Origin of the sequence: Paraburkholderia largidicola, from assembly GCF_013426895.1 — a bacterium.
GTDB classification, from domain to species: domain Bacteria; phylum Pseudomonadota; class Gammaproteobacteria; order Burkholderiales; family Burkholderiaceae; genus Paraburkholderia; species Paraburkholderia largidicola.
In genome coordinates, this window is the sequence record NZ_AP023175.1 from 1,615,176 (window position 1) to 1,637,061 (window position 21,886).

The 21,886-nt window shown below is 62.2% G+C and carries 16 protein-coding genes; 5 read left to right on the forward strand and 11 right to left on the reverse strand.

Annotated elements, in window-relative coordinates; translation table 11 throughout:
• Nucleotides 1-73 precede the first annotated feature (73 nt).
• Nucleotides 74-1,231: a muconate/chloromuconate family cycloisomerase gene (locus PPGU16_RS23910; protein WP_180722885.1), complete on the reverse strand. Its 1,158-nt coding sequence runs from the start codon at nucleotides 1,229-1,231 to the stop codon at nucleotides 74-76.
• Between the two features lie 90 nt (nucleotides 1,232-1,321).
• On the opposite strand from PPGU16_RS23910, the gene PPGU16_RS23915 reads away from it, so the two are divergent.
• Nucleotides 1,322-2,215 (forward strand): LysR family transcriptional regulator, encoded by an 894-nt coding sequence (locus PPGU16_RS23915; RefSeq protein ID WP_180722886.1) that lies wholly within the window; start codon nucleotides 1,322-1,324, stop codon nucleotides 2,213-2,215.
• Nucleotides 2,216-2,271: 56 nt separating this feature from the next.
• On the opposite strand, the gene PPGU16_RS23920 is transcribed toward PPGU16_RS23915, so the two are convergent.
• Together PPGU16_RS23920 and PPGU16_RS23925 are read right to left on the reverse strand one after the other, a co-directional pair.
• Nucleotides 2,272-2,769: a hypothetical protein gene (locus PPGU16_RS23920; RefSeq protein WP_180722887.1), complete on the reverse strand. Its 498-nt coding sequence runs from the start codon at nucleotides 2,767-2,769 to the stop codon at nucleotides 2,272-2,274.
• 187 nt (nucleotides 2,770-2,956) lie between these two features.
• Complete coding sequence (locus tag PPGU16_RS23925) at nucleotides 2,957-4,192, reverse strand: YbfB/YjiJ family MFS transporter (protein WP_180722888.1); 1,236 nt, start codon at nucleotides 4,190-4,192, stop codon at nucleotides 2,957-2,959.
• 307 nt (nucleotides 4,193-4,499) lie between these two features.
• Here PPGU16_RS23925 and PPGU16_RS23930 point away from each other — a divergent pair, with 307 nt between their 5' ends.
• From PPGU16_RS23930 to PPGU16_RS23940, 3 genes are all read left to right on the forward strand, one after another.
• A complete protein-coding gene (locus PPGU16_RS23930; RefSeq protein ID WP_180722889.1) occupies nucleotides 4,500-4,931 on the forward strand; it encodes a cupin domain-containing protein in 432 nt (143 codons plus the stop codon).
• Nucleotides 4,932-5,249: 318 nt separating this feature from the next.
• On the forward strand, nucleotides 5,250-5,690 hold the full coding sequence (locus PPGU16_RS23935; RefSeq protein WP_180722890.1) for a DUF3331 domain-containing protein: 441 nt from the start codon (nucleotides 5,250-5,252) through the stop codon (nucleotides 5,688-5,690).
• Between the two features lie 488 nt (nucleotides 5,691-6,178).
• Nucleotides 6,179-6,850 (forward strand): FMN-dependent NADH-azoreductase, encoded by a 672-nt coding sequence (locus PPGU16_RS23940; RefSeq protein WP_180722891.1) that lies wholly within the window; start codon nucleotides 6,179-6,181, stop codon nucleotides 6,848-6,850.
• A 76-nt stretch (nucleotides 6,851-6,926) separates the two neighbouring features.
• On the opposite strand, the gene PPGU16_RS23945 is transcribed toward PPGU16_RS23940, so the two are convergent.
• From PPGU16_RS23945 to PPGU16_RS23955, 3 genes are all read right to left on the reverse strand, one after another.
• Nucleotides 6,927-7,490 carry an RrF2 family transcriptional regulator gene (locus PPGU16_RS23945; protein WP_180722892.1) on the reverse strand — a complete coding sequence of 188 codons (564 nt, stop codon included), beginning with the start codon at nucleotides 7,488-7,490 and terminating at the stop codon, nucleotides 6,927-6,929.
• 106 nt (nucleotides 7,491-7,596) lie between these two features.
• Entirely contained in the window at nucleotides 7,597-8,523 is a 927-nt protein-coding gene (locus tag PPGU16_RS23950) for a LysR family transcriptional regulator (protein WP_180722893.1), read from the reverse strand.
• Between the two features lie 241 nt (nucleotides 8,524-8,764).
• The gene (locus PPGU16_RS23955; protein ID WP_180722894.1) at nucleotides 8,765-10,234 is read right to left on the reverse strand and encodes an NCS1 family nucleobase:cation symporter-1; all 1,470 of its coding nucleotides are present in this window, start codon (nucleotides 10,232-10,234) and stop codon (nucleotides 8,765-8,767) included.
• Nucleotides 10,235-10,708: 474 nt separating this feature from the next.
• Between PPGU16_RS23955 and PPGU16_RS23960 the strand changes: the two genes are divergently transcribed.
• Nucleotides 10,709-11,182, forward strand: a complete 474-nt coding sequence (locus PPGU16_RS23960; RefSeq protein WP_180722895.1) for an Lrp/AsnC family transcriptional regulator — start codon at nucleotides 10,709-10,711, stop codon at nucleotides 11,180-11,182.
• Between the two features lie 12 nt (nucleotides 11,183-11,194).
• On the opposite strand, the gene PPGU16_RS23965 is transcribed toward PPGU16_RS23960, so the two are convergent.
• The 5 genes from PPGU16_RS23965 to PPGU16_RS23985 all read right to left on the reverse strand — a co-directional run bounded on the left by PPGU16_RS23965 (nucleotide 11,195) and on the right by PPGU16_RS23985 (nucleotide 21,876).
• The gene (locus tag PPGU16_RS23965) at nucleotides 11,195-12,142 is read right to left on the reverse strand and encodes a GNAT family N-acetyltransferase (RefSeq protein WP_180722896.1); all 948 of its coding nucleotides are present in this window, start codon (nucleotides 12,140-12,142) and stop codon (nucleotides 11,195-11,197) included.
• A gap of 48 nt (nucleotides 12,143-12,190) precedes the next feature.
• Complete coding sequence (locus tag PPGU16_RS23970; protein ID WP_180722897.1) at nucleotides 12,191-14,380, reverse strand: TonB-dependent siderophore receptor; 2,190 nt, start codon at nucleotides 14,378-14,380, stop codon at nucleotides 12,191-12,193.
• Between the two features lie 48 nt (nucleotides 14,381-14,428).
• A complete protein-coding gene (locus tag PPGU16_RS23975; protein ID WP_180722898.1) occupies nucleotides 14,429-15,814 on the reverse strand; it encodes a lysine N(6)-hydroxylase/L-ornithine N(5)-oxygenase family protein in 1,386 nt (461 codons plus the stop codon).
• A 64-nt stretch (nucleotides 15,815-15,878) separates the two neighbouring features.
• Nucleotides 15,879-16,877, reverse strand: coding sequence for a GNAT family N-acetyltransferase (locus PPGU16_RS23980; protein WP_243460606.1), 999 nt, complete (start codon nucleotides 16,875-16,877; stop codon nucleotides 15,879-15,881).
• A 16-nt stretch (nucleotides 16,878-16,893) separates the two neighbouring features.
• Nucleotides 16,894-21,876, reverse strand: coding sequence for a non-ribosomal peptide synthetase (locus PPGU16_RS23985; RefSeq protein ID WP_180722900.1), 4,983 nt, complete (start codon nucleotides 21,874-21,876; stop codon nucleotides 16,894-16,896).
• Nucleotides 21,877-21,886: the final 10 nt, after the last annotated feature.

The following is a 21,886-nucleotide window of genomic DNA, read 5'->3' on the forward strand; positions in this document are numbered from 1 at the left end:
GTCTCCTTTTAGTCCAATCACTGATGACGATGCCAAATGTGCTTAGGGCGCTGCGGATTCAGCACCGCCATAGCTAACCTTTGACTACACTCGCGCCGTGCTTCGAGTCGCGGCGCAGTCTCCCGATCTTGTCGAGGTCGAGTTGAATACCGAGTCCCGGGCCTTGCGGCAATTGCAACGAGAAGTTCTCGTAGCGCAGCGGCTCGGTGAGAATTTCTTGCGTGAGAAGCAGCGGTCCGAACAGTTCGGTGCCCCACTTCAGTTCGCGGAACGTGCTGAACAGTTGCGCGGAAGCGATCGTGCCGACCGCGCCTTCCAGCATCGTGCCGCCGTACAGGTCGACGCCCGCGGCAAGCGCAATCGCGGCCACGCTCGCCGCGCCCGTCAGGCCGCCCGATTGCGCGATCTTCACGGCGAAGACATCGGCTGCATGTGCGCTGGCGACATCGAATGCATCGACGGGACCATGCAGCGCTTCGTCGGCCATGATGGGCACTTTCGAGCGATGCGTGAGACGCTTGAGACCACGGCGGTCGTCGGCAGCAATGGGTTGCTCGATCAGATTGCAGCCCGCGTCCGCGAGGCGTTCGCTTGCCCATAGCGCTTCCGCCTGGCTCCACGCCTGATTCACGTCCACGCGCACTTCGGCACGGTCGCCCACGGCCGCCTTGATCGCGGCGACGTGCGCGATGTCCTCGGCCGGCGCACGCGTGCCGATCTTCAGCTTGAACACGCGGTGCCGCTTCATTTCCAGCATCTGATGCGCTTCGTCGATATCGCGGCCCGTGTCGCCGCTCGCCAGCGTCCATGCGACTTCGACGGAATCCGTCACGCGGCCGCCGAACAACTCGGATAGCTGCACGCCGAAACGCTGTGCCTGCGCGTCGAACAACGCTGTTTCGATCGCGCACTTCGCAAAGCGGTTGCCCTGGAAGCATTCGCGCAGCTTCGCCATCGCCTGGCCGGGACGGGTCGCGTCCATGCCCTTGAGCAGCGGCGCAAAATAGGTGTCGATGTTGGTCTTGATGCTTTCGGGGCTTTCCTCCCCGTACGCAAGGCCACCGATCGTGGTCGCCTCGCCCCAGCCCGTTATACCATCCGCGCATTGAATGCGGACCAGCACGAGGGCCTGGCAATTCATCGTGGCGACCGACAGGCGGTGCGGGCGAATCGTCGGAACATCGACGAGAATAGTCTCTACAGCTTGTATCTGAACGGCGCTTGGTATCATACGGCTCTCCTGCTGATGTGCCCATACTAGGGGCGCCGGCAGAATCCGTCCAAGACCGATTAAGTCTATTTCCATACCTTCAGGGCATAGATGGAACTGCGCCAACTTCGCTATTTCGTGGCGGTCGCCGAGGAAAGGAACTTCACCCGGGCCGCCGAACGCCTGAACATGACGCAGCCGCCGCTCTCGCGGCAGATCCAGCAGATCGAAGACAGCGTGGGGCTCGCGCTGTTCGAACGCGGCGCGCGCCCGCTCAAGCTGACGGAAGCCGGGCGCGTGTTTTATGTGCAGGCCAAGCGCCTGCTTGAAGAAAGCGATGAGTTGCTGCCGCTCACGCGGCGGCTCGCGCAACTCGCGGAGCGCATCGTGATCGGCTTCGTGCCGTCCACGCTGTATGGCCCACTGCCTGACGTGATCCGCGCGTTCCGGGAAGCCGCGCCGCTGATCCAGATTTCGCTGATCGAGATGTTCACGATCGAGCAGTTGAGCGCGCTCAAGGGCGGACGCATCGACGTGGGCTTTGGCCGGCTGCGTTTCGACGAATCGCAACTGGCGCGCGAAGTGCTCGTCGAAGAGCCGTTGATTGCCGCATTGCCCGCGGGCCATGCGCTCGCCGACGCCGCGCAACTGACGCTCGATGCGCTGTCGAAAGAAACGCTGATCATCTATCCGTCGACGCCGCGCCCGAGCTACGCGGATCAACAGTTGTCCGCGTTCCGCGACCATGCCGTCGAACCGGCCGCCATTCATGAGGTACGAGAACTGCAAACCGCCTTGGGGCTCGTCGCCGCTCAAGTGGGCGTGTGTCTCGTGCCCGAAAGCGTGCGGGGTTTGCGGGCGCGCGGCGTGACCTATCGGTCGATCGAGGAAACGAATGTGTCGTCGCCGATCATCATGAGCCGGCGTTTGCAGGATCAAAGCGCAACGACAGATTTGTTCTGCTCGATTGCGCGTGATCTGTTCAAGAGGCCGATGTCTGTCTAGACGTGGAGGCAGAGCATCTGCGAAATGCAGTGCCAGGAAGGCTTTTTACTCTCTTTCTAAGGCCGCTGGATGCTTCCGTCGTCGTCATGCCATGACGCGACATCGATCGCCGCTGGGCGCGTGACGCGCGACAGCCCCAATGCGAGCAGAGCACCCGCCTTGAGCACACACTCGACGAGCGATTGCGTAAAGATCCATGCCGATTCGTTCAGCTCGATGGGCAGGCCCGGCACGATGGCGACGAGACTCAGCCCGCACAGAAACGAAAAGATCCACTGCGCGCGCTTCATTCCACGCGCGGCCGCCAGGCCGATCACGATCCATGCAATCTTCGCCAATGCGAGGGCCGCGATGCCCAGGTCGCCTGCGGAAGGATCGTACTCCGCAGGCGTTTCGATCAGCGACCAGCCGCACACGCCGAGAATGAGCAGACGCGGTACGAGCGCAAGCCGGGGGCTGCCGCGTTGCAACGACGGCGGCAGCACGCCTTCGGGACGCTGCGCATCGGCGACGTCCACGGCGTTCCGGAACGAGCGGTCCACGCCTGCCTTCACGTTCGAAACCTCCGCGTCGATACACGCACGTCATTGCGAAACTGGAAGTAGGAATTGTCGGTCGCGGAAAACGTGAGCGGTAGTTAATCCTTGTTAACGTCACGCATGCGCAGCGCCCGGTCATCCTCTCTAAACGACCTGATCGGGCGCGCTTTTCAAACGATGAGTCACGCAGCGGCTTTTTGTTTTATCCGTTGTTCTGTTTTTGATCAGTCTCTCGTACAAACAACGGCGCCACCCAGTCGACTACGACGACGAACACAAGCGCGACCGCGCCAATTGCAAAGAGTAGACGATGGTTGCCACCGCTGCTATTGAACAATGCCGAATACGTGTAGCCCGCGAGCGCCTGAAATGCCGCAAACGTCGTCGTGGCGCGGCTCCAGCTCTTGTGCTGCCCGACATGGTCGTTCGGCAGGACCTCGTGTATGCGCGCAAGCATCATCGGCACGATGCCCGGCGGATAGCTACCAATGATGAGCGTCAGCACGCCGATCAAGATGTAGTTGCTGGACATCGCAAACGCTGCGACCACGACGATCTGCAACAACGACAGCGCGCGGATCGCAAAGCGTCCGCCTAAGCGGTCCGCGACGAGACCATACACGGGCGCACCGAAAATTGCACCGACGCCATACAGAATCCAATATGCCGCGCCGAGATGCGCGCCCGCGCCAAGTCCGCGCGCAATGAAATCGACGAGGAAAACCATAGTGGGAACGAGGCCGACGGCCATCAACGCGTACTCGGCGTAGAGGACGCGGACCGTCGACGGGTTGTGCGCTTTCGCAGTTGGAGTTGCATGCGCAGAATGTGCGTGCGCTTTCGTCGCCGACGGCCACGCGTACCACGTCGCCAGCGTCAAAATCGCCGAGAGAATCGCGATGCCGATCCACGTGTTACGCAAGCCGAGATTGAGCAACAGCGGGACGATCGTCCCCGATGCCGCGATGCCGACGCCCAGGCCAAGAAAGATCGCACCGCTCGCCAGTCCCTTCCGATCCGCGGGCACGTGCGGCAGCACCGTAGCGGCGACCAGCACCATGATCGCTCCGCCCGCCACGCCCGACAGCAACCGCCAGAAGAAGAACCACGCAACCGAGACGGGAAACGCGCACGCTAAAAAGGTCGCTGTGACCAGCACCATCATCGCCCGCAACGTATGCGTGTTCGTCAGACGGTGCGCAACAGGACGGCCGAGCAGCGCACCAAGCAGATAGCCGGCGAGGTTCGCCGCGCCCAGATACACCACGTCCGATGCGGCGAACCAGTGAGCCTGAATGAGCGGCGGAATCAGCGGTGTATAGGCGAAGCGTGCCAGCCCAATACTGACGAGGCTCGCGCAGAAGCCCGCGAAGATGTGCCGCCATACGGCAGTTCGACCGCTGGCAGTTGTGATTGGAAGTGATGCATCGGTGGACATGAGAAAGGGTTCCGGTTGAAGCCACGCGTCGCGTGGCAGTTTTGTCAGCTGCAGGTCATTTTCGCGCCATCTTTGACAGTCTTGTCAATTTCGCGAATTCTAGACATGCTTGACAAAGATGGCAAGAATCCATTTCGCCAAAAGGGAAATGACGCACGTGCAAACGTACGTTTCGTTGCATGCCGTCAAAAAAGCGTTTACTCTCCGAACTACGACTCACTTAGTCGCAGTTAAGAAGTTTCAGATGCGGGCTTGCGTTACCTGATGCGCAGCCCATCGCAAATCATTCATTCTTCGGAGAGTTAAAGTGAATTTCGTTCAGACCGTTCTTGCATCCACGGCCGCAGCCTGCATCGCATTGACGGCGCCGCACGCGGCGCACGCGCATGGTGTCGATGGGCCGCGCGAGCACATCAGCCCGGCGTTCCAGACGCCTATTACAAATGTGCCGGGTAAGACCATGACGGCCATCGTGGTCGACTACAAACCAGGCGGCGTGTCACCGTCGCATCGTCATGGTCAGGCGTTCGTGGTCGGCTACGTGCTTCAGGGCGAGATCCGAAGCAAGGTCGACGATGGCGAAGAGCGGGTGTATCACGCAGGTGAAAGCTGGACGGAAGCACCGGGCGTGCACCACATGGTCAGCGAGAACGCAAGCAAGACCAAACCTGCGAAGCTGCTTGCCATCTTTGTCGCCGACGACAACGATAAAGACCTCGTCACATGGGACAAGAAGTAATGGCAATACATCTTTAAGCCGACATGCTCGCCGTGTAAAGCGGGCTTTGTCGTGCGTTAAGGAAAGACACCTGAAGCGGAAAGTATTACGTTGCACTTTCCGGTTAACAACGCTTAACTTGCTGTATGGCCGCCTGAACGTCCAATATGGAGTCACGGCGCGTTGATGTCGGGACCTGGTTTCGCGTATCGCTGCGCGCCATGCAGGCAAGTCGCTGGATCTGCCTTGCGAGCCACACCGTACAACACTGTTGACGTCAGCAGCAGCACCTCGGCCGCGAAGGAGCGTGCCGCCAGCCAAACTCTGTGACGGAGGTGAATGATGACTCGTCCGGTTGAAGAAGATATCGTTAGACGCGCATTGGTAGGCGTCCTGATGCCTACACCCGTTGAATCAGCAAAGAAAGCACAATACGGTCCAAAAAAGAAATTCCGCATGACCAAGCGGCCGCCGCCTGAAGCGCTCGAGCCTGTCGAGGTCGAACCACCGCCGGCGCATATCTCCATTCTCGAACAACTGTCGTCGAAAACGCTTAGCGTATGCTGGAGCGATCCACGCTCAGGTCATTACGCCGATCAGGTATGGCGAATCGGGCTTGCACGCATGGACTCGTTCTGCGTGCTGACGGGCATGCCGATCCGGCGCGGCGACCCCGTGTTTCGACCAAGAGCTTGCGAAAGCTATTTCCCGGCTAACCGCGACAGGATGATTCTGGCATCCGCTGTGCCGTCCTGTCCGAGCGGAATCATGCTCGATTAATTTCGCATGCATGTTTCTCTGTGCATCGGGAAACCTGAACAAATCTTAAGCGCCCCACGTTGCAAAGTCCTGGCGCTTCCACATATTGGTGCTGCGCGCTGTTGATCGGCGCGTTACCTTCGTCACGCATGGCCTGATATGGCCTCGCGTGACTTTGTCATACGCATGACTTTTGCAATGGTTAGGCGAAGCGTGCCCACGCGATAGCGCGACGGCACAGCGGTGACACCTGCGTCGCGACCGCATCGACCAAGGTCGCAACCGCATTCGTCCCGCGCAACACTGAATCTCGTTTTTCTCCCCTATCACTCTGCCGCGTTGCCGCAACAAGCGCGTAATGCCTTGCTACATAAGGCGTGCGCCGCTTTCCTGCGAGCCTTCGAAACACACCTGCGTCCGTCCGCGCGCGCCCTCTCCGTTGCGCATTGCAAGCAAATTCCTTATCCTCACAACTACGACAACTTTGATCGCAGTTACCGGAGAGCAAGATGAAAATTTTCCACGTCGATTCAAGCGCCAAGCGCGAACGGTCCAATTCCCGCGCCCTGTCGCGTCAGTTCATCGAAAATCTGCGCGCCGAGGGCGTGGATGTCGAGGTCGACTATCTGGACGTCACGGTCGATACGCCGCCGCACGTCACCGAGGCCTTTGCCATTGCAACGTACAAGGAAGAGCACGAGCGCACGGCCGAGATGCGCGCCACGCTTGCCGCCTCCGACGCGCTCTGCAAGCGCCTGCTCGAAGCCGACGCCTTCGTGTTTGCAATGCCGATGTACAACTGGTCGATGCCCTCGGCGTTCAAGGCGTTCATCGACAGCGCCACGCGTCCCGGCATTACCTACAAGACGAGCGCCGACGGGAACATCGTCGGCCAGCTGAATCGCCAGAAGGTGTTGTTCATCACGACGCGCGGCGCCGATCTGCGTCCCGGCACCCCGTTTTCGTCGATGGATGCGCTGACGCCGGCGCTCAAAGCCGCATTTGCTTTCATCGGTGCCAACGATCCGCGCTTCGTCGACGCGCAGCCGTTGCAGTTCTCGGATCAGGAAGCACGCATCGAAGCGCTGAAGCGCGCGAACGCCGAACTGGCAGCCGTGGCCGCCGACTGGGCCACATGGGAACGTGCACGCGTCGGCAGTGAGTTGCAAGAAACGGCGTAATCGTCAGTACAAAGGCCAAAACGAAAAGGCCGCAGCTTTCAAGGCTGCGGCCTTCGTTCTGCAGACAGCGTGTCGCTTAGGAACGCGAGCCGGGCGTCGAACCATTGCGCGAACCGCCACGATCGCGGCGCCTGCCCGTCGTGCGGCCGTCCAGCCACTTCACGACTTGCGGTCCATATGTGCGCGGCGCCTTCGCCGTCGTGCGGACCGCCAGGTCCTCCAGCGATTGCGTTGCCAGCGCCTCGCGCATGCGCTTCTCGGCGTTCTGCATCACGGCATGAATCGAGCACACGCCGCTCGTCGCCCAGGTCGGCGCCGTCTCGCCGAACACTGCGCAACGCGTGCGCACTTCACGGCACTCGAACAAGGACTTGTCGCCGTCGATCGCCGTCACCACGTCGAGCACCGAAATCTGGTTTGCCGGACGCGCGAGCGCAAAACCGCCCTTCGCCCCTTCCGTCGCGATGACCAGCCCGGCCTTATGCAATTTCGTAAATAATTTCGCCACGTAGTCGGCGGGCACGCCTTGAAGTTCCGCGAGATCGCGCACGCTCGCTTCGGGCACGCCGCCGGGCGCCGCTTCCGTCAGGAAAAGCAGGCAGTGCAATCCGTATTCGACGCCTGCGCTGATGTGAGACATAGTCACTCCGACAAATGCGATCGGAGTTAGGCTACCTGCTTTTGCAAACCGGTGCAACTCGGCGTCGCGCATCACCTGTTCAAGTCTGAACAATCCGGGCGCGTCGCTAAAGCGGTCGTAGACTGTCCAGCGGATGAAGTTCGAGCGTGTCGTCGACGGACAGCTCGCGCGCAATGAAGTCGATGAACGTGCCGACGCGGCGGCTCGGCACCGCGCCCGCATAGACCGCGAACAGATCGACGCGCTCGCCAATGAACGAGTCGAGCGCCGTTTCCAGTCTGCCCGACATCAGCTCGTGATAGATATCCCAGCGGTTCTTCAGGATCACGCCGTAGCCATGCACGGCCCATTCGCGCAACACGCCGCCGTCGCTCGCCACGCGGTTACCCGACACTCTCACCGCGACCTGCTTGCCATCGACGACGAACGGCCAGTTCGAGAACGGCGCATCGGGCCGCGCAAGAATCAGGCAGTTGTGCGAAGACAACTGGGCCGGATGCATCGGCTTGCCGTGCGTCGCCCAATACGATGGCGCGGCGCACACGACGCGCGGCCCCGTCAGCAACAGCCGCGCCTTGAGCCGCGAATCGATCAGCGGCCCGTTGCGCAGCGCAAGATCCAGATGTTGATCGACGAGATCGACGTGACCATCCGTCAGCATCAGCGACACCTGCACCTGCGGATGCTCGCTCATGAACTTGTCGAGCAATGGCACGACGCGCGTGCGGCCGAAGTCGTTGCTGGCAGTCAGCCTGATCGGACCGTTCAATGGCCCGTCTTCGCGCAGGCTCAGAATCGCGGCATCCCAATCGGCGAGTACGCGGCGCGCGTCGTCAAGAAAGCGTTGCCCCTCGTGTGTAAAAGCGAGGCGGCGCGTCGTGCGCATGATGAGGCGCGCGCCCACTTCCTCTTCCAGCTTTTGCAGCGCGAGCGTAACCGTCGATGTCGACACGGTGCTCTTTCGCGCGGCCGCGGAAAAGCTCCCGGCTTCGGCGATTTCGACAAACAGCCTTAACGCGTCAAGCCGGTCCATCTTCGTGTCCGTTCGAAAGTCGTAGCAGTATGGAGTTATTTCGATTCAGTGACCTTGCCGTCATATGCGATTGGATATGCACGCATAAAACGGCCGTGCCGCACCATCGCACGTCACGAATCGACTCCTGAGTATCGAATAATTCGATCGGTCTCTAAAGACAAACTAGCGCCTAAATCGGTCCATAACGCTAATGCGTCGGCATTCGTGCTATAGCGCCAGGCGGTCAGTTTCAGTTGCGTCAGGTTCTGCGTGCAGCGCGCATCATCCCAACGTAGAGCACCGCGCCCGCCACCGCGCCGATCAGCCAGCCAAAGTTGTTTTCAGGCAGGACGTGCAGTAGTTGCGTGCACAATTCCCAGCCAATAGAAATGCAGCCCGACAGCACGAGCGCCGCGACGCCAACCCGGTTCCAGCCACCGTCGTAATAGAAACGGCCCGTCGACGACATCGTGTACAACTCGGCCGTTTGCACCTGCTGTTTCTTGATTAAATAGAAGTCGGCCATCATCACGCCATAGAGCGGCGCAAGCACGGCGCCAAATACGCTGACGAAAATCGTAATGGCCTTGGGACTGTCGACGAATATCCACGGGCACACGAGTACCGCGAGAATGGAAGCGATCAGGCCGCCGCGCTTGAAATCGACATGTTTGGGGAAAAGATTCGCAATGTCGTAAGCGGGCGACACGAAATTGGCGACGATATTGATACCCATCGTCGCCACGATAAACGTGACGCTGCCAATCACGACGGCCACTTTATTCTGGATATGCGCGACGATCGCCACCGGGTCCATGATCATCGATCCGAACACGGTCGCGCTACCCGACGTGACGATCACCGTGATGATCGCGAACACGATGAAATTGACGGGTAACCCCAAAAAGTTGCCGACTTTCATTTGATGTTCGCTTTTCGCAAAGCGCGAAAAGTCGCCGAAATTCAGCAGCAGCGCGGCGAAATAGCTGATGACGAGTAGCACCGCATTGCCCATGCCCGCGAATTGCTCCGCACCGGTTAGCGTTTTGCCGCCAAGCGTCAGACTCAGGCTGCCAAGCCCGGCCTGCGAAAGTATCCACGCCATCAATACGAACATCACCACATACACGGCCGGCCCGCAAAAATCGATGAACTTGCGGATGGTCTCCATGCCGCGCTGAAAGATCACTAACTGGAAGAACCACATGAACAGGAAGCTCACCCACCCCAAACCGTCGAGGCGCAGAAAGCTGACACCTTGCAATGCCGTCGAGGCAGGCACGAACAAAACCAGCAGCGTCGCAACCGCTTTCGAAGCGAAGTAAGTCTGCACGCCATACCAGACGATGCCGACCACACCACGAATCACGGCTGCGAGGTTCGCGCCCATCACGCCCATGCTCACGCGCGCCATGACCGGGAACGGAATGCCGTGCATATAGCTCGGCTTGCCCACCCAGTTCATCAGCACGTAGACGACGAGAATGCCGACCGTCAGTGCAGTCAGCACCTGCCAGCCGGAAATACCGAGCAGAAACAGGCTCGCTGCGAACGTATAGCCGCCGACGCTATGCACATCGGACATCCACATCGCGAAGATGCTATAGCCCGTCCACGTCCGCCGGGTGTGCGGCACGGGCGCGAGATCGTGATTGTGCAAACGTGAGTCGGCCTGTTCGGCGGAATCGCCAAGACCGTGCGGCGCATCGAAAAGCGGTGACGTAGACATGGCTCCCCCTGCTGGATGAAGCACGGCCGTCTTGTGAAGACCGCCGTGATCGGATGCGACGTGGCATGCAGGCACGGTCTACTACAGGCCCGATGGAAATCGCGATTCGCGATGAAGGGTCTTGTTTCTGCAATATAGATTGTTTTAGTAATAAAAGCGTCTGTCGATGCTTTCAAAAAGGCGCGGAGCACAAGGAGGGAGAAAAGCGCGGAGGGGTGAATGCTTCCGTGACCGATGAACGCGTCGCACGGCGTGGGTTTCGCCGCTGACCGCCCCTGCCGGCGTCATCTTGCGAATGACGCGGCGCCCGTCTGCGGAGGGTAATCCGCCCGTCGTTGCGGGCAAGGAAGCATGGTGAAGAATATACCGGCTGATCTCCTGGATAGGCTTCCTGTTTGCAGGCCCTGATCGCCTTAACCCGGAAGACTATTCCTGTAGAATCGCCATAAGCCGAACATTCTTCCGGATCCAATCATGCAAGCCCGCAATCGTCCGCTGGACAACCAGGACCGCGCGATCATGCGCGCGCTGCAGAAGAACGCGCGACTGTCGAATGCCGAACTCGCCGAGATCGTCGGCATGTCGACGACCGCTTGCTGGAACCGCACGCGCCAGCTGGAAGCCGACGGCTATATCCGCGGCTACGTCGCGTTGCTGGATCAGCAGAAGCTCGGCTTCGCGGATGTCGTGCTGATCGAAGTCACGCTCGACCGGCACGACGAGAACGCACTGGCGCGCTTCGGCGACGAACTTGCGACGCTGCCAGAAGTGCTCGAAGCGTATCTGGTGTCGGGCGAGTATGACTATCTGATCAAGGTTGCCGTCGACGGCACCGCCGGCTACGAGCGCTTCCTGCGCGAAAAGCTCTACAAGATCTCCGGCATTCGCCACAGCCGCTCGATGTTCGCGCTGCGCTGCATGAAGAACATACCGTCGGTGCAGGTCTAGCCGCGCGACACCTCAAGGCCCGAACTGCCCGAAGTACGTCTCGCGCTCGACGATCACAAGCGCCGCACGCTTGTGCGGAAAATCGAACTCCTTCAGCGTGAAAGCGCCCAGCCGGTGCATCCAGGCAATGTGCCGCGTGTGATCGATGCGCGGCTCGCCGACAATGCGTTGCGTGCGTGGATCGTCGAGAAACATGTAATGCAGGATGCCGTTGAACCACGCGCGCAGCTTGCCCGCGCTCTGATAGTCGCTGTTGCCGACGAGCAGATGCAGGCCGCGATCGAAATCGCCGGCGTCATAGAACGGTGCAACGCGATCTTCCTTCGCCCAATAGACCTCGAAGTACGCAAACGGCTCGTCATCGAAGCAACCGATCAGCGGATGCACATGCGGGTCCGCGCACTGCTCGGTCAGGTACGCCGCATGCTCCTCGCGCGTGCCCTTGAAGTCCCAGAAGTGCGCAACGCGATCCTGATTCTGCCAGGCGTGAAACGTATCCGTATCACGCTCGACATCGACCGTGCGCAGCGTGAAGGTCATACCGACCGTCGGCATGAAGCGGCGATACACCGTGCCTTGCGGTTTCGGCGCGCGCACGGGATGACGGCGGTTGTGATGGATCGTGTAGCGCACCGGCATACCCGCAGAAGAAGGCGCCGTGAGCCACAGCGACGGCTGCTGCCAGAAGGTCGCGCGCGACGTCGTGAGCCGCAGTGTCGAGCCTTCGTGCGCCGCGGTATCCACGATACCCTCGCGGATCGCACGCATGACGAACGCGTGCGTCGCGTCGTCGTGTTCGAACGGCAAGGTTAGCGACACCTGCTGTCGCTTCGCATCGCGGCAAAAGATCTCCGCGAGCGCGGGCAATAGCTGCACGGGTGCCGCATCGCGCGGCCACGCCGACAATGCAAAGCCGTCCGGCGTCGGAACAAGTTCCTCAAAGGCCACGCGAGCGTTCATGCTTGTCTTCCTTCCTCAAATGATTCAATGGTCGTGGCGCGTTACCACTTACCAGTCGTAACGCGCCGTCGCCAGCACCGTGCGCTGGTTGCCGTAGAAGCACGCGAACGCGCTCTGGCAACCCGTCACATAGCGGCGGTTGAAAATGTTCGTCGCGTTCACGGCGAAACGCCACTTGCTGATGTTGTAGTGCACGGCCGCGTCGTACACGGTGTAGCCCGGCACATGCAGCGAGTTGTCCGCCGCGCCCGCGCTATAGCTCGCGTAACGCAGGCCAGCGCCGAAGCCGAGACCCGTCAGCGGCCCCGTGTGCCAGGTCCAGTCTGCCCATAGCGAAGCCGTCTGGTGCGGCAACGGAATCGCCACGGGCCACTTGTTCAGCGAATCGTCGTTGGCTTTGATGTTCTTCACATCCTGATACGCGTACGAAGCGATGATGCTCAGATCGCGCGTCACGTTGCCGACCGCGCTGAACTCGATGCCGCGCGAGCGCACTTCACCCGTCTGCACGCTGAACGTTCCCGTTGGATCGTTCGGATCGGGCGTCGTAACGTTGGTCTGATTGATCTGATAGATGGCCGCGTTCAACATCAGGTTCTTGTTGAACGGCTGCCAGCGCAAACCGAGTTCGATCTGCTTTCCCTTCGTCGGCTGGAAAGGCGTGCCGTCCGCGTTCACGCCGATCACGGGATTGAACGACGTCGCGTAGCTGATGTATGGCGACAAACCGTAATCGCCGAGATACACGGCGCCCACGCGATACGTGAACGCATGATCGTTCTGTCGCTGCTCGGTGTTCGCGACGGTATCCGTCGTCGTGTTGCGGCTCCAGTCCTGGCGCCCGCCAATCGTGAAGACGATGCGCGGCGTCAGCTTGATCTGGTCCTGCGCGTAGACGCCGAAGCTGTCGAGCTTCGTTTTCGTATCGCTATAACCGAAGGAATTCGGTCCGCTGAAGATATCCGACGTCACGGGAACGTAGACGGGATTGAACATGTTCAGGCTTGGCGCCAGCGCAAGCTGTTCGCTGTCCGTCGACAACTGCCGGTTGTATTCGAAGCCGAGCAGCACCGTATGCCCGATCGAGCCCGTCTGGAATTGCGCCTGTGCCTGATTGTCGATGTCGAAGCGCGAGTAGTTCGGCTGGAACAGGCCCGCGTAACGCGTCAGCGACGCTTCCGTCGGGTCGGTCGGATCGAGGCCACCGCCGTACACCGTCGAGTTGTTCAACGACAGATGCATGTAGCGCGTGTTCTGGCGGAACGTCCACGTCGGATTCAGGCGCTGCTCGAACTGATAACCGACAGACCACTGCCGCTTGTCGTAACGCGCGAAGTTGCCGTCGCCCGTATAGAGGTCGTTCGAAATCACCCCATTCGGGTTCGGCAGAATCGTGCCGGACGCGGGCAGAAAGTTATCCGACACGTCCGTGTTGTCGCGCAGATAAGTCGCGTACAGCGTCAACGAGGTATCGGCCGTGGGCTGCCATTTGATCGACGGCGCGAACATCAGGCGTTGATCCGCGTTCGGCCCCGTCGGCATGTTGCCGTCGCGGCCTACGCCCACGAAGCGATAGGTCAGCGTGCCGTCCTTATCGATCTTGCCGCCCAGGTCGATGGCGATCTGCTTGCGCGCATCCGTGCCGATCTGCAATTCGATTTCGCGGATGCGTTCGGCTGTCGGCTGCTTGGTCTGAATATCGACGAGCGAACCCGGGTCGCCCTGTCCGTATAGCACCGACGTCGGCCCGCGCAGCACCGTGATGCTTTCGACCTGATACGGATCGACGCGCCAGCTCGCGAGGTTCAGCGTATTCGGCACCTGCAAGCCATCCACGAACACGCTCGGCGTAAAGCCGCGAATCGCCGTGTACCAGTCCGAGCGTGTGCTCGCACCGTACGACGAGAAGCCCGGCACGTAACGCAGCGCCTGGTTGATCGACGTCGCGCCCTGCTCTTCGATTTGCGCCGCCGTCACGACGTTCACCGTCTGCGGCACTTCATCGAGCGGCGTGTCCGTCTTCGTCGCCGTCGCAGTGCGATGCGCGACGAAGCCCTCCGTATCGCCCGCCGCCGTGCCTTGCACTTTCACGGCGGGCAATGTCGCGGCACTGTCTCGCGCGTCGTTCTGGTTATCCGGCGTCTGTTGCGCGTGTGCCTGACCCGTTGCGGCTGCGAGAAAAGTCATGCTGGCTGCCGCAGCAATGGCACGCCGTTGCGTGCCTTTGACCCACTCCATCTGATACCTCGGAAGATTGATGACGGCGCATCGCGCCGCTTGTTGTTATCAAAGAGCGAAAGCCACGCGGCCGCCGCTCACCCCGGTTTGCGCCCCTGTGCGCGTTTGAACTGCGAAACTGTTGTCGTTGTTGCCGGCTTCGAGCGAGCCGGCGATTTCATCTGCACGGCGCGCGAGGATCGAGAGCAACGTGTCGCTCAAGCCGTGGCTGTCTTCGCAGCACCCTTGCAGATAGATGCGGGGCTGGAAATGCGCCGGCGTCGCGAGCAGGTAGTCACGCGCCACTTCGCATTGCTCGACGGGTTTGCCCAATGCGTCGGCGAGTGGATCGAGCAATGCGTGGTGCGCATCGCGCCGATAACCCGTCGCGAGCACGACGGCGTCGAAGCATTCGCCACGCGCATCGCCGTCCATGCGATCGCGCAGACGCATGTCGATTTCATTCCCGTGCGCACCTTGCACTTCACGCACGGACTCGATCGCACAGTTGTTCAGAAGACGATGACGCGCCGTGCCGCTCACGTTTTGCACGTACAGCAGTTCATAGATCTGCTCGATCAACGGCCGGTCCACCACCGAGTAGTTGGTGTCGCGGAACGTATCTAGCAGCGAGCGGCGCGTGTCCTTGGGCTGCGAATAGATGAGATCGGTGAACGACGGGTTGAAGATTTCATTGACGAACGGGCTGTCGTCGGCGGGTTTCAATGCGGGCGCGCGCATCACGAGCGTCGCGTCGACGTGCGGGAAGCGGCGCGTGAGATCGATGAACACTTCAGCCGCGCTCTGGCCGCTGCCCACCACGGCAACGCGACGCCGCGCCGTGTCGCCCTTGCCGTCGCCAATCACGCTGCCGATCGTCGTCAGATAGTTCGACGAGTGGATCACGGCGGCGTCGCGCAAGGCCGCGAACGCGGCAGGAATCTGCGGCACACCACCCATGCCGACCGACAACGCACGCGTCAACCGATGCCGCACCTTGCCTTGCGCATCGCGCGAATGCACGCGCAGGTGCGTGACGGTGCGCGGGTCGCTCTCGTCCGCGACCGGCTCGATCTGCGTGACCGACTCGCCGTAATGCACCTGATCGTCGAAGGCGCTCGCGACCCAGCGCAGATAGTCATGAAACTCGATCCGCGTCGGATAGAAGTTCTTCAGGTTGACGAAATCCTGCAGACGTCCACGCTCGAACAGATAGTTGATGAATGTGAAGCGGCTCTTCGGATCGCGCATCGTGACGAGATCCTTGAGGAAGGAAATCTGCATGCGGCTGTCGTCGAGCAGCATGCCGCGATGCCAGCCGAATTCCGGCTGCCGTTCGATGAAGCAATGCGCGCCCGGCGCGCCGCCGTTTTCCGCGAGGCGCACGGCCAGCGCGAGATTAGACGGCCCGAAGCCGACGCCGATCAGATCGTGAATGTATTCTCGTTGACTCATGAAATGTCTCCCTTCTACCAGTGGCGACGAACGTCGTGCGTGTGACGGAAAGCGCAGCGGGCCATCACAGATGACGACCATCGAAGAACGCTTCGCGAACCACGCGCATCAGCAACGCCCGTTTGTGCGGAAATTCGAAATGCGCGATGCTGGAAAAACCATGCTGCTTCAGGTAATCGATCATGCGAGCGTTGTCGTGACGCGGCTCGCACACCACCGCCTGCGTGCGCGGATCGTCGAGAAAGAGGTAATGAACCAGTGACGGTAGCCATGCGGCCACACAGGCAGCGCCGCGCCAGCGCGTGTCGCCGACGAGCATGTGCAGGCCGCGATCGAAATCCGCCGATGCCGCGAACGGCGCAATGCGGTCTTCCTTCGCCCAGTACGCTTCGAAGTAACCGAACGGCTCGCCGTCGAATGCGCCGATCAACGGATGCACATGCGGTGTCGACAGCACGCGTTCGAGATACGCGCGATGCGCGTCGAGTGTGCCCGCCTCGCCCCAGAACGCGTTGACGCGCGGCTCGTTCATCCACGCGTGCAGGTGTTCGAGGTCCTGCGCGACGGATGCGGTGTGCAACGTGAGGCGATGCCCGAACCCGGGCACATCGCGCGCATAGACGACGCCGTCTGCATGAGGCGCGCGCCGCGGATGCCGCGCGCCGTCCGTCATCGCGTAAGACAGCGCTGCGTGAGGGATCGACGCATCGCGCGTGAGCCACAGATCAGGCTGCTGCGCCCATGCATCGCGCAGGCATAGGTGCTGCGCCGTCAACACGCCGCTGTGGCGCAGCGCGTCGTACGCCTCGCGATGCAGCCCGTCGCTATCGAGCGCGATGGACTTGCTGTCGCGGCTCGCGCCGAACGCCGCACGCAATGCGGCCAGTACCGCGCGCCGTTGCCCCAGCGGCGAAATCCCCTTGCACCATTCGACGATGTGCAAACCATCTTCGTGCGTCCAGCGCGCATTCAGAACGATGCCCTCTGCGCGGCCGTCTTCTGCCACCGTGATCGCATCGCCTTCCAGATATGCCGCCAGCGACGGCTGTTTGAACGTGTTCATGTCACTCCGTGTGAAATCAGCGTGCATCGCGCAGCTCCGTCGCCGGTTCGCGTGCTTCGGGCGCGATGTTCGCGTCGGTCCGCAGCGCCAGCGCATGGGCCACGCGCGTCAGCGTTTGATGAACGAACACGTGGTCGATCCTGATTGCGTAGCCCGCCGCGTTCGCCGCATCGACGAAGCGCACGACATCGAACGACGTCGCGCCGGCCTCGAACAGGTTGTCGTCGTGATCGGGCGCATGGCCGTCGAAGGTATTGGCCCAGATTCGCGCGAGCGTCTGCGTGAGTCGTGCAGTGCGCGGCGTTGGATCGACTGGCGTGTGATGCGATTCCGACTGCGTGGGATTGGACGGCTCGCCCGAAATGACAATCGCTTCTTCCGGCGCATCAATAAAACGCGTGACAGCGGCCAGATAACCGGCGCACAACCGCGCGACGAACTCGCCATCCACCAGTTCGCGTCCATACGAGAACGCGCCCGTCACGCGGCCATCCGGATGCTCGACGATATCGAGTTCGAGATCGAACACGACGCGATGACGCACGTCGTTGAATTCATCCACTTCGACGCCGTGCCACTCGCGCGTATCGCTTTGCGCAGGCCGCAGATAGTTGAACATCACCTGGAACAGCGGATTGCCGTTCGCGGTGCGCGACGCTCGCACACTGTCGACGACCTGCGCGAACGGCGCCGCGACATGCGCATACGCACCCAGCGCCGCTTCGCGCACGGCGGCAATCACCTCGCGCGGCGAGCCCGCTTCGCGCATCGCCGTGCGCACGACGACCGCGTTGATGAAGAGACCGATTACGTCGTCGGTGGCGGCATCGCGTGTCGATGCGAGTACGCCCACCGCCTGATCGAGCGCGCCCGTCTGCCGTGCGAGCGCGACGTTCAGCACCGCGTGCAACAGCATCGGCAGCGTGGCGTGCGACGACATCGCCAACGCCTTCGCGCGTTCGACCGTCTGCGCGTCGAACTCGAACGCGATGCGTCCCGCGCTCCATTCGGGCGAAACGGGGCGCTCGCGCGCAGGCTGCGGCAAACGCATAAACGGTATGTCGCGCAATGCATCGCGCCAGTACTTCAGGTCGGCTTGTTTCGGTTTCGTGCGTGCGGCGAAAGCGGGTTTCATCGACGACGTGCTCAACGGCCCGCCTGTCGCGGATGCCGCGTAAGCGCGTTGCACGTCGTTGAGCCACACGTCGATCGAATGACCGTCGGCGACGATGTGATGGATCACGACCGACAGCACATGCTCCTCGTCGTCGAGGCGGATCAGGCGCGCGCGCCACAGCGGCGCCTGGGCGAGATCGAATGGCGCTAGCGCGTCTTCATCCGTAAGCTGCGTCGCCCGCGCAATGCGTTCATCCATCGACGCAAGCGCGTGCAGATCGACCACGGGCAACGTCACGCGTCGATGCGCGTCGATCACCTGACGCGGTTCGGCCGCGCCCTTGGCCGATACCAGGCGTGCGCGCAACGCGGGATGCTTGCGCGCTGCATGATCGAATGCGTTTTCGAGTGCGGTCGCATCCACGGCGCCCCGCAGGCGCAATGCGACGGGAATGTTGTACGCGGCGCTTTCCGGCTGCGCGCGCCACAAGAACCACAGCGCGCGTTGCGCATCGCTCAGCGCGAGATCGGTTGCCTCTTTCACTTCCGGCTCTTCACGCTCGATCTCGCGCGCCCCGACACGCGGCGACTCAGCCACGCGTTGTGCGTATGAAGCGAGCGTCGACGCCTCGAACAGCGTGCGAACGGGCACATCGTGCGCGAGCCGTTCGCTGACGCGCGTCGCGACGCTCACGGCCGCTAGCGAATGACCGCCCAGTTCGAAGAAATGATCGGCGCGGCTCACGCGCTCGACGCGCAGCACGTCGCACCAGATCGCCGCGAGCGCCGTTTCGATGCCAGCTGCGGGTGCGTCGAATGCGCGCTCGACGCGCACCGGTTCCGGCAACGCCGCGCGATCGATCTTGCGGTTCGCGTTACGCGGTAATGCATCCAGCACGACGATCTGCGGCGGCACCATATAGTCCGGTAGCGCGCGGCGCAAATGCGCAGCGAGCGCATCGCCATCGACTCGCTCGCTGCGCTCGCGCGCCGCGTCGCTGAGTTCGACATAGGCAGCGAGCGCCGCATCCACGCCACTGCCACGCACGACGGCCACCGCATCGCGAACATCGTCGTGCGTCATCAGGCGCGCTTCGATCTCGCCAAGCTCGATACGCAAGCCCCGCACCTTCACCTGATGATCGATACGGCCGACGAATTCCAGTACGCCGTTCGTGCGCCGCCGAACCAGATCGCCCGTTCGATACAGCCGCGCGCCCGGCGCGCCGAACGGATCGGGCACGAAGCGCTCGGCCGTCAGCGCAGCGCGCGCGTGATAACCGCGCGCGACGCCCGTGCCGCCCAGATACAGTTCGCCCGTCACGCCGACCGGCAGCGGCCGCAGGTTCGCGTCGAGCACATGCGCGGTGCGTTCGCCCACCGGCGTGCCGATGGGCAGATATGCGGCATCCGCGATATCGCTGGCGTCCTCGTGCGCGTCGATCATCCACAGCAACGGCGTAATCACCGTCTCCGTCGGACCGTAGCCGTTCACGACGCGCACATCGGGAAACGCCTGCCGCAGCGCCGCGAACGCTTCACGCGAGGTCGCCTCGCCGCCGACCGTGAGCGAGCGCAGCGAACGCGGGGCGCCGTGTGCGCGCGCCCATTCGGCCATTTGCAATGCGTAGCTCGGCGGGAATGCCGCAATCGTGATCCGTTCGCTCGCGATCGTTTCGCAGGTTTGCGCGGGCGGCCACAACGCATCGTCGGTGATGCGGATGTCGACGCCTGCTGTCAACGGCGCGAGCCAGCATTCATGTGCGCCATCGAAATTGATCGACATGAAGTGCAGCACGCGGTCTTTCTCGCGCATGCCGTATCGCGCGGCAATCGCCGCGCAGTGCATCGCGATCGAAGCGTGATCGACGACCACGCCTTTCGGCTTTCCCGTCGAGCCGGACGTGTAGATCAGATACGCGGCCTGCGTCGGCGCAATGGTCGGTTCGTGATATTCAACTTCACTTTGCGACGCTTCATCTTCCGCGTCGATTAGCCATACGCGCGTGCCGTGCCGCAGCGGGAGTTTGGGCACATGTCGTCGTTCAGTAACGACATGTTCGATCGACGCGTCGTCGACGATGTGCGCGAGCCGGTCGCGCGGATGCGTCGGGTCGAGCGGCACGAATGCGCCACCCGACTTGAGGATAGCAAGCAGGCCCACGAACAGATCCGTCGAGCGACCGACCGCGATGCCGACTCGCGTTTCCGCGCCGACACCCGCCGCCATCATCCGCGCCGCAAGCCGCGCGGCGCGTACGTCGAGTTCTGCCCGCGTGAGCGTCTTTTCGGCGTCGATCACCGCGCTTACATCGGGCTTCTTCTTCGCGTGCTGCGCGAGCTTCGCATGCACAGGGACGAACGGCGCATCCGTATGTTCGTACGCATTCCACGCATCCAGCTGCGCGCGCTCGTCCCGTGTCAGCCATTCGAGGTCGCCGACGGGCGCGTGCGACGATGCAAGCGCGCTGTCGAGCAATTGTGCGTACTCGCCCGCAATCCGCTGCACGGCCTGCGCGTTGAACAGATCGGTCGAGTAGACGAACGCGGCATCGAGCGCGCCGTCTTCGCGCTCCTCGAACCCGAGCGTCAGGTCGAACTTCGCATAAGGCGCGCCGAACGGAAGACCGGTCATGCGCACGTCGCCGAATGCGGGCAACGCCCGGCGCGCCCCATACGACGCCATCACCTGAAACAGCGGATGATGACTCGCGCTGCGCGGCACGCCGAGCGCTTCGACCACCTGCTCGAACGGCACGTCCTGATGCGATTGGCCATCGACGAGCGCACGCTGCACGCTGTCGATCAACGCGTCGAACGGCTTGCGCATATCGACCGTCGCGCCTACCGCGAGCGTATTAACGAAGAAGCCAATCAGCCCCGCCGTTTCCGCGCGCTCGCGATTCGCGGCCGGCACGCCGATCTGCACATGCGTCTCGCCGCTCGCCCGCGCGAGCAATGCATGCAAGGCCGCGAGCAGCACCGCGAACGGCGTCGCGCGACGCGCCTGCGCGAGCGCACGCACGCGCTGCGCGGTCGTTGTATCGATGGTGAAGTAGTGACGTCCGCCGTGCGCGCTGCGCTGCATCGGCCGCGCGCCGCTGCCCGGCAACGCGATCACGCCCGCATCGGCCTTCACCTGTTCGCGCCAGAATTGCAGCTGACGTTCGGCCTCGCCCGCATCGAGCCAGCGGCGCTGCCACAGCGAAAAGTCCGCGTATTGAACGGGCAGCGGCGCGAGTTCAACAGTCTCGCCATTCGCGTATGCGCGGTAGAACGCGGCCAGTTCTTCAAGCAACACATCGATCGACCAGCCGTCGGAGACGATGTGGTGCATCGTCAGCACGAGCCAGTGCGTCGAGTCGCCGAGCGCGATCAGATGGACGCGCACGAGCGAGTCCTGCGCGAGATCGAACGGTTGGTCTTCGTCTTTCGCCGCCACATCGGCAGCGATGCGTTCACGCTCGTCGCTTGCCGCGCGCGACAGATCGGTGAAGCGCCACGGGCACCGCGCAGGCGCTTGCACGACCTGTTCGACGCCGCCATCGGCGGATTCGGCAAAGGTCGTGCGCAACGCTTCATGACGCGCAATCAGCGCATCGAATGCGTGCCGCAGCACCGCGCGATTCAGGTCGCCGTCGAGCCGCAGCCGGCTCGTCACGTGATACGCAGCCGGCTCGTCGATCATGCGCGCGTGCAGCCACAGCCGCGTCTGCGCGAACGATGCAGGCACGGCCGACGAACGGTCCGCGCGCGCCGGAATCGGCAGTACGCGGAAGTCGATGCCTGCCTCACCGAGCTTCGTGATGAACAGCTTGCGCTGTGCGTCAGGCAACTGCGCGAAACGCGCGGCAAGCGCCAGCAGATCGGGTTTGGATGTCATTCGATCGTTC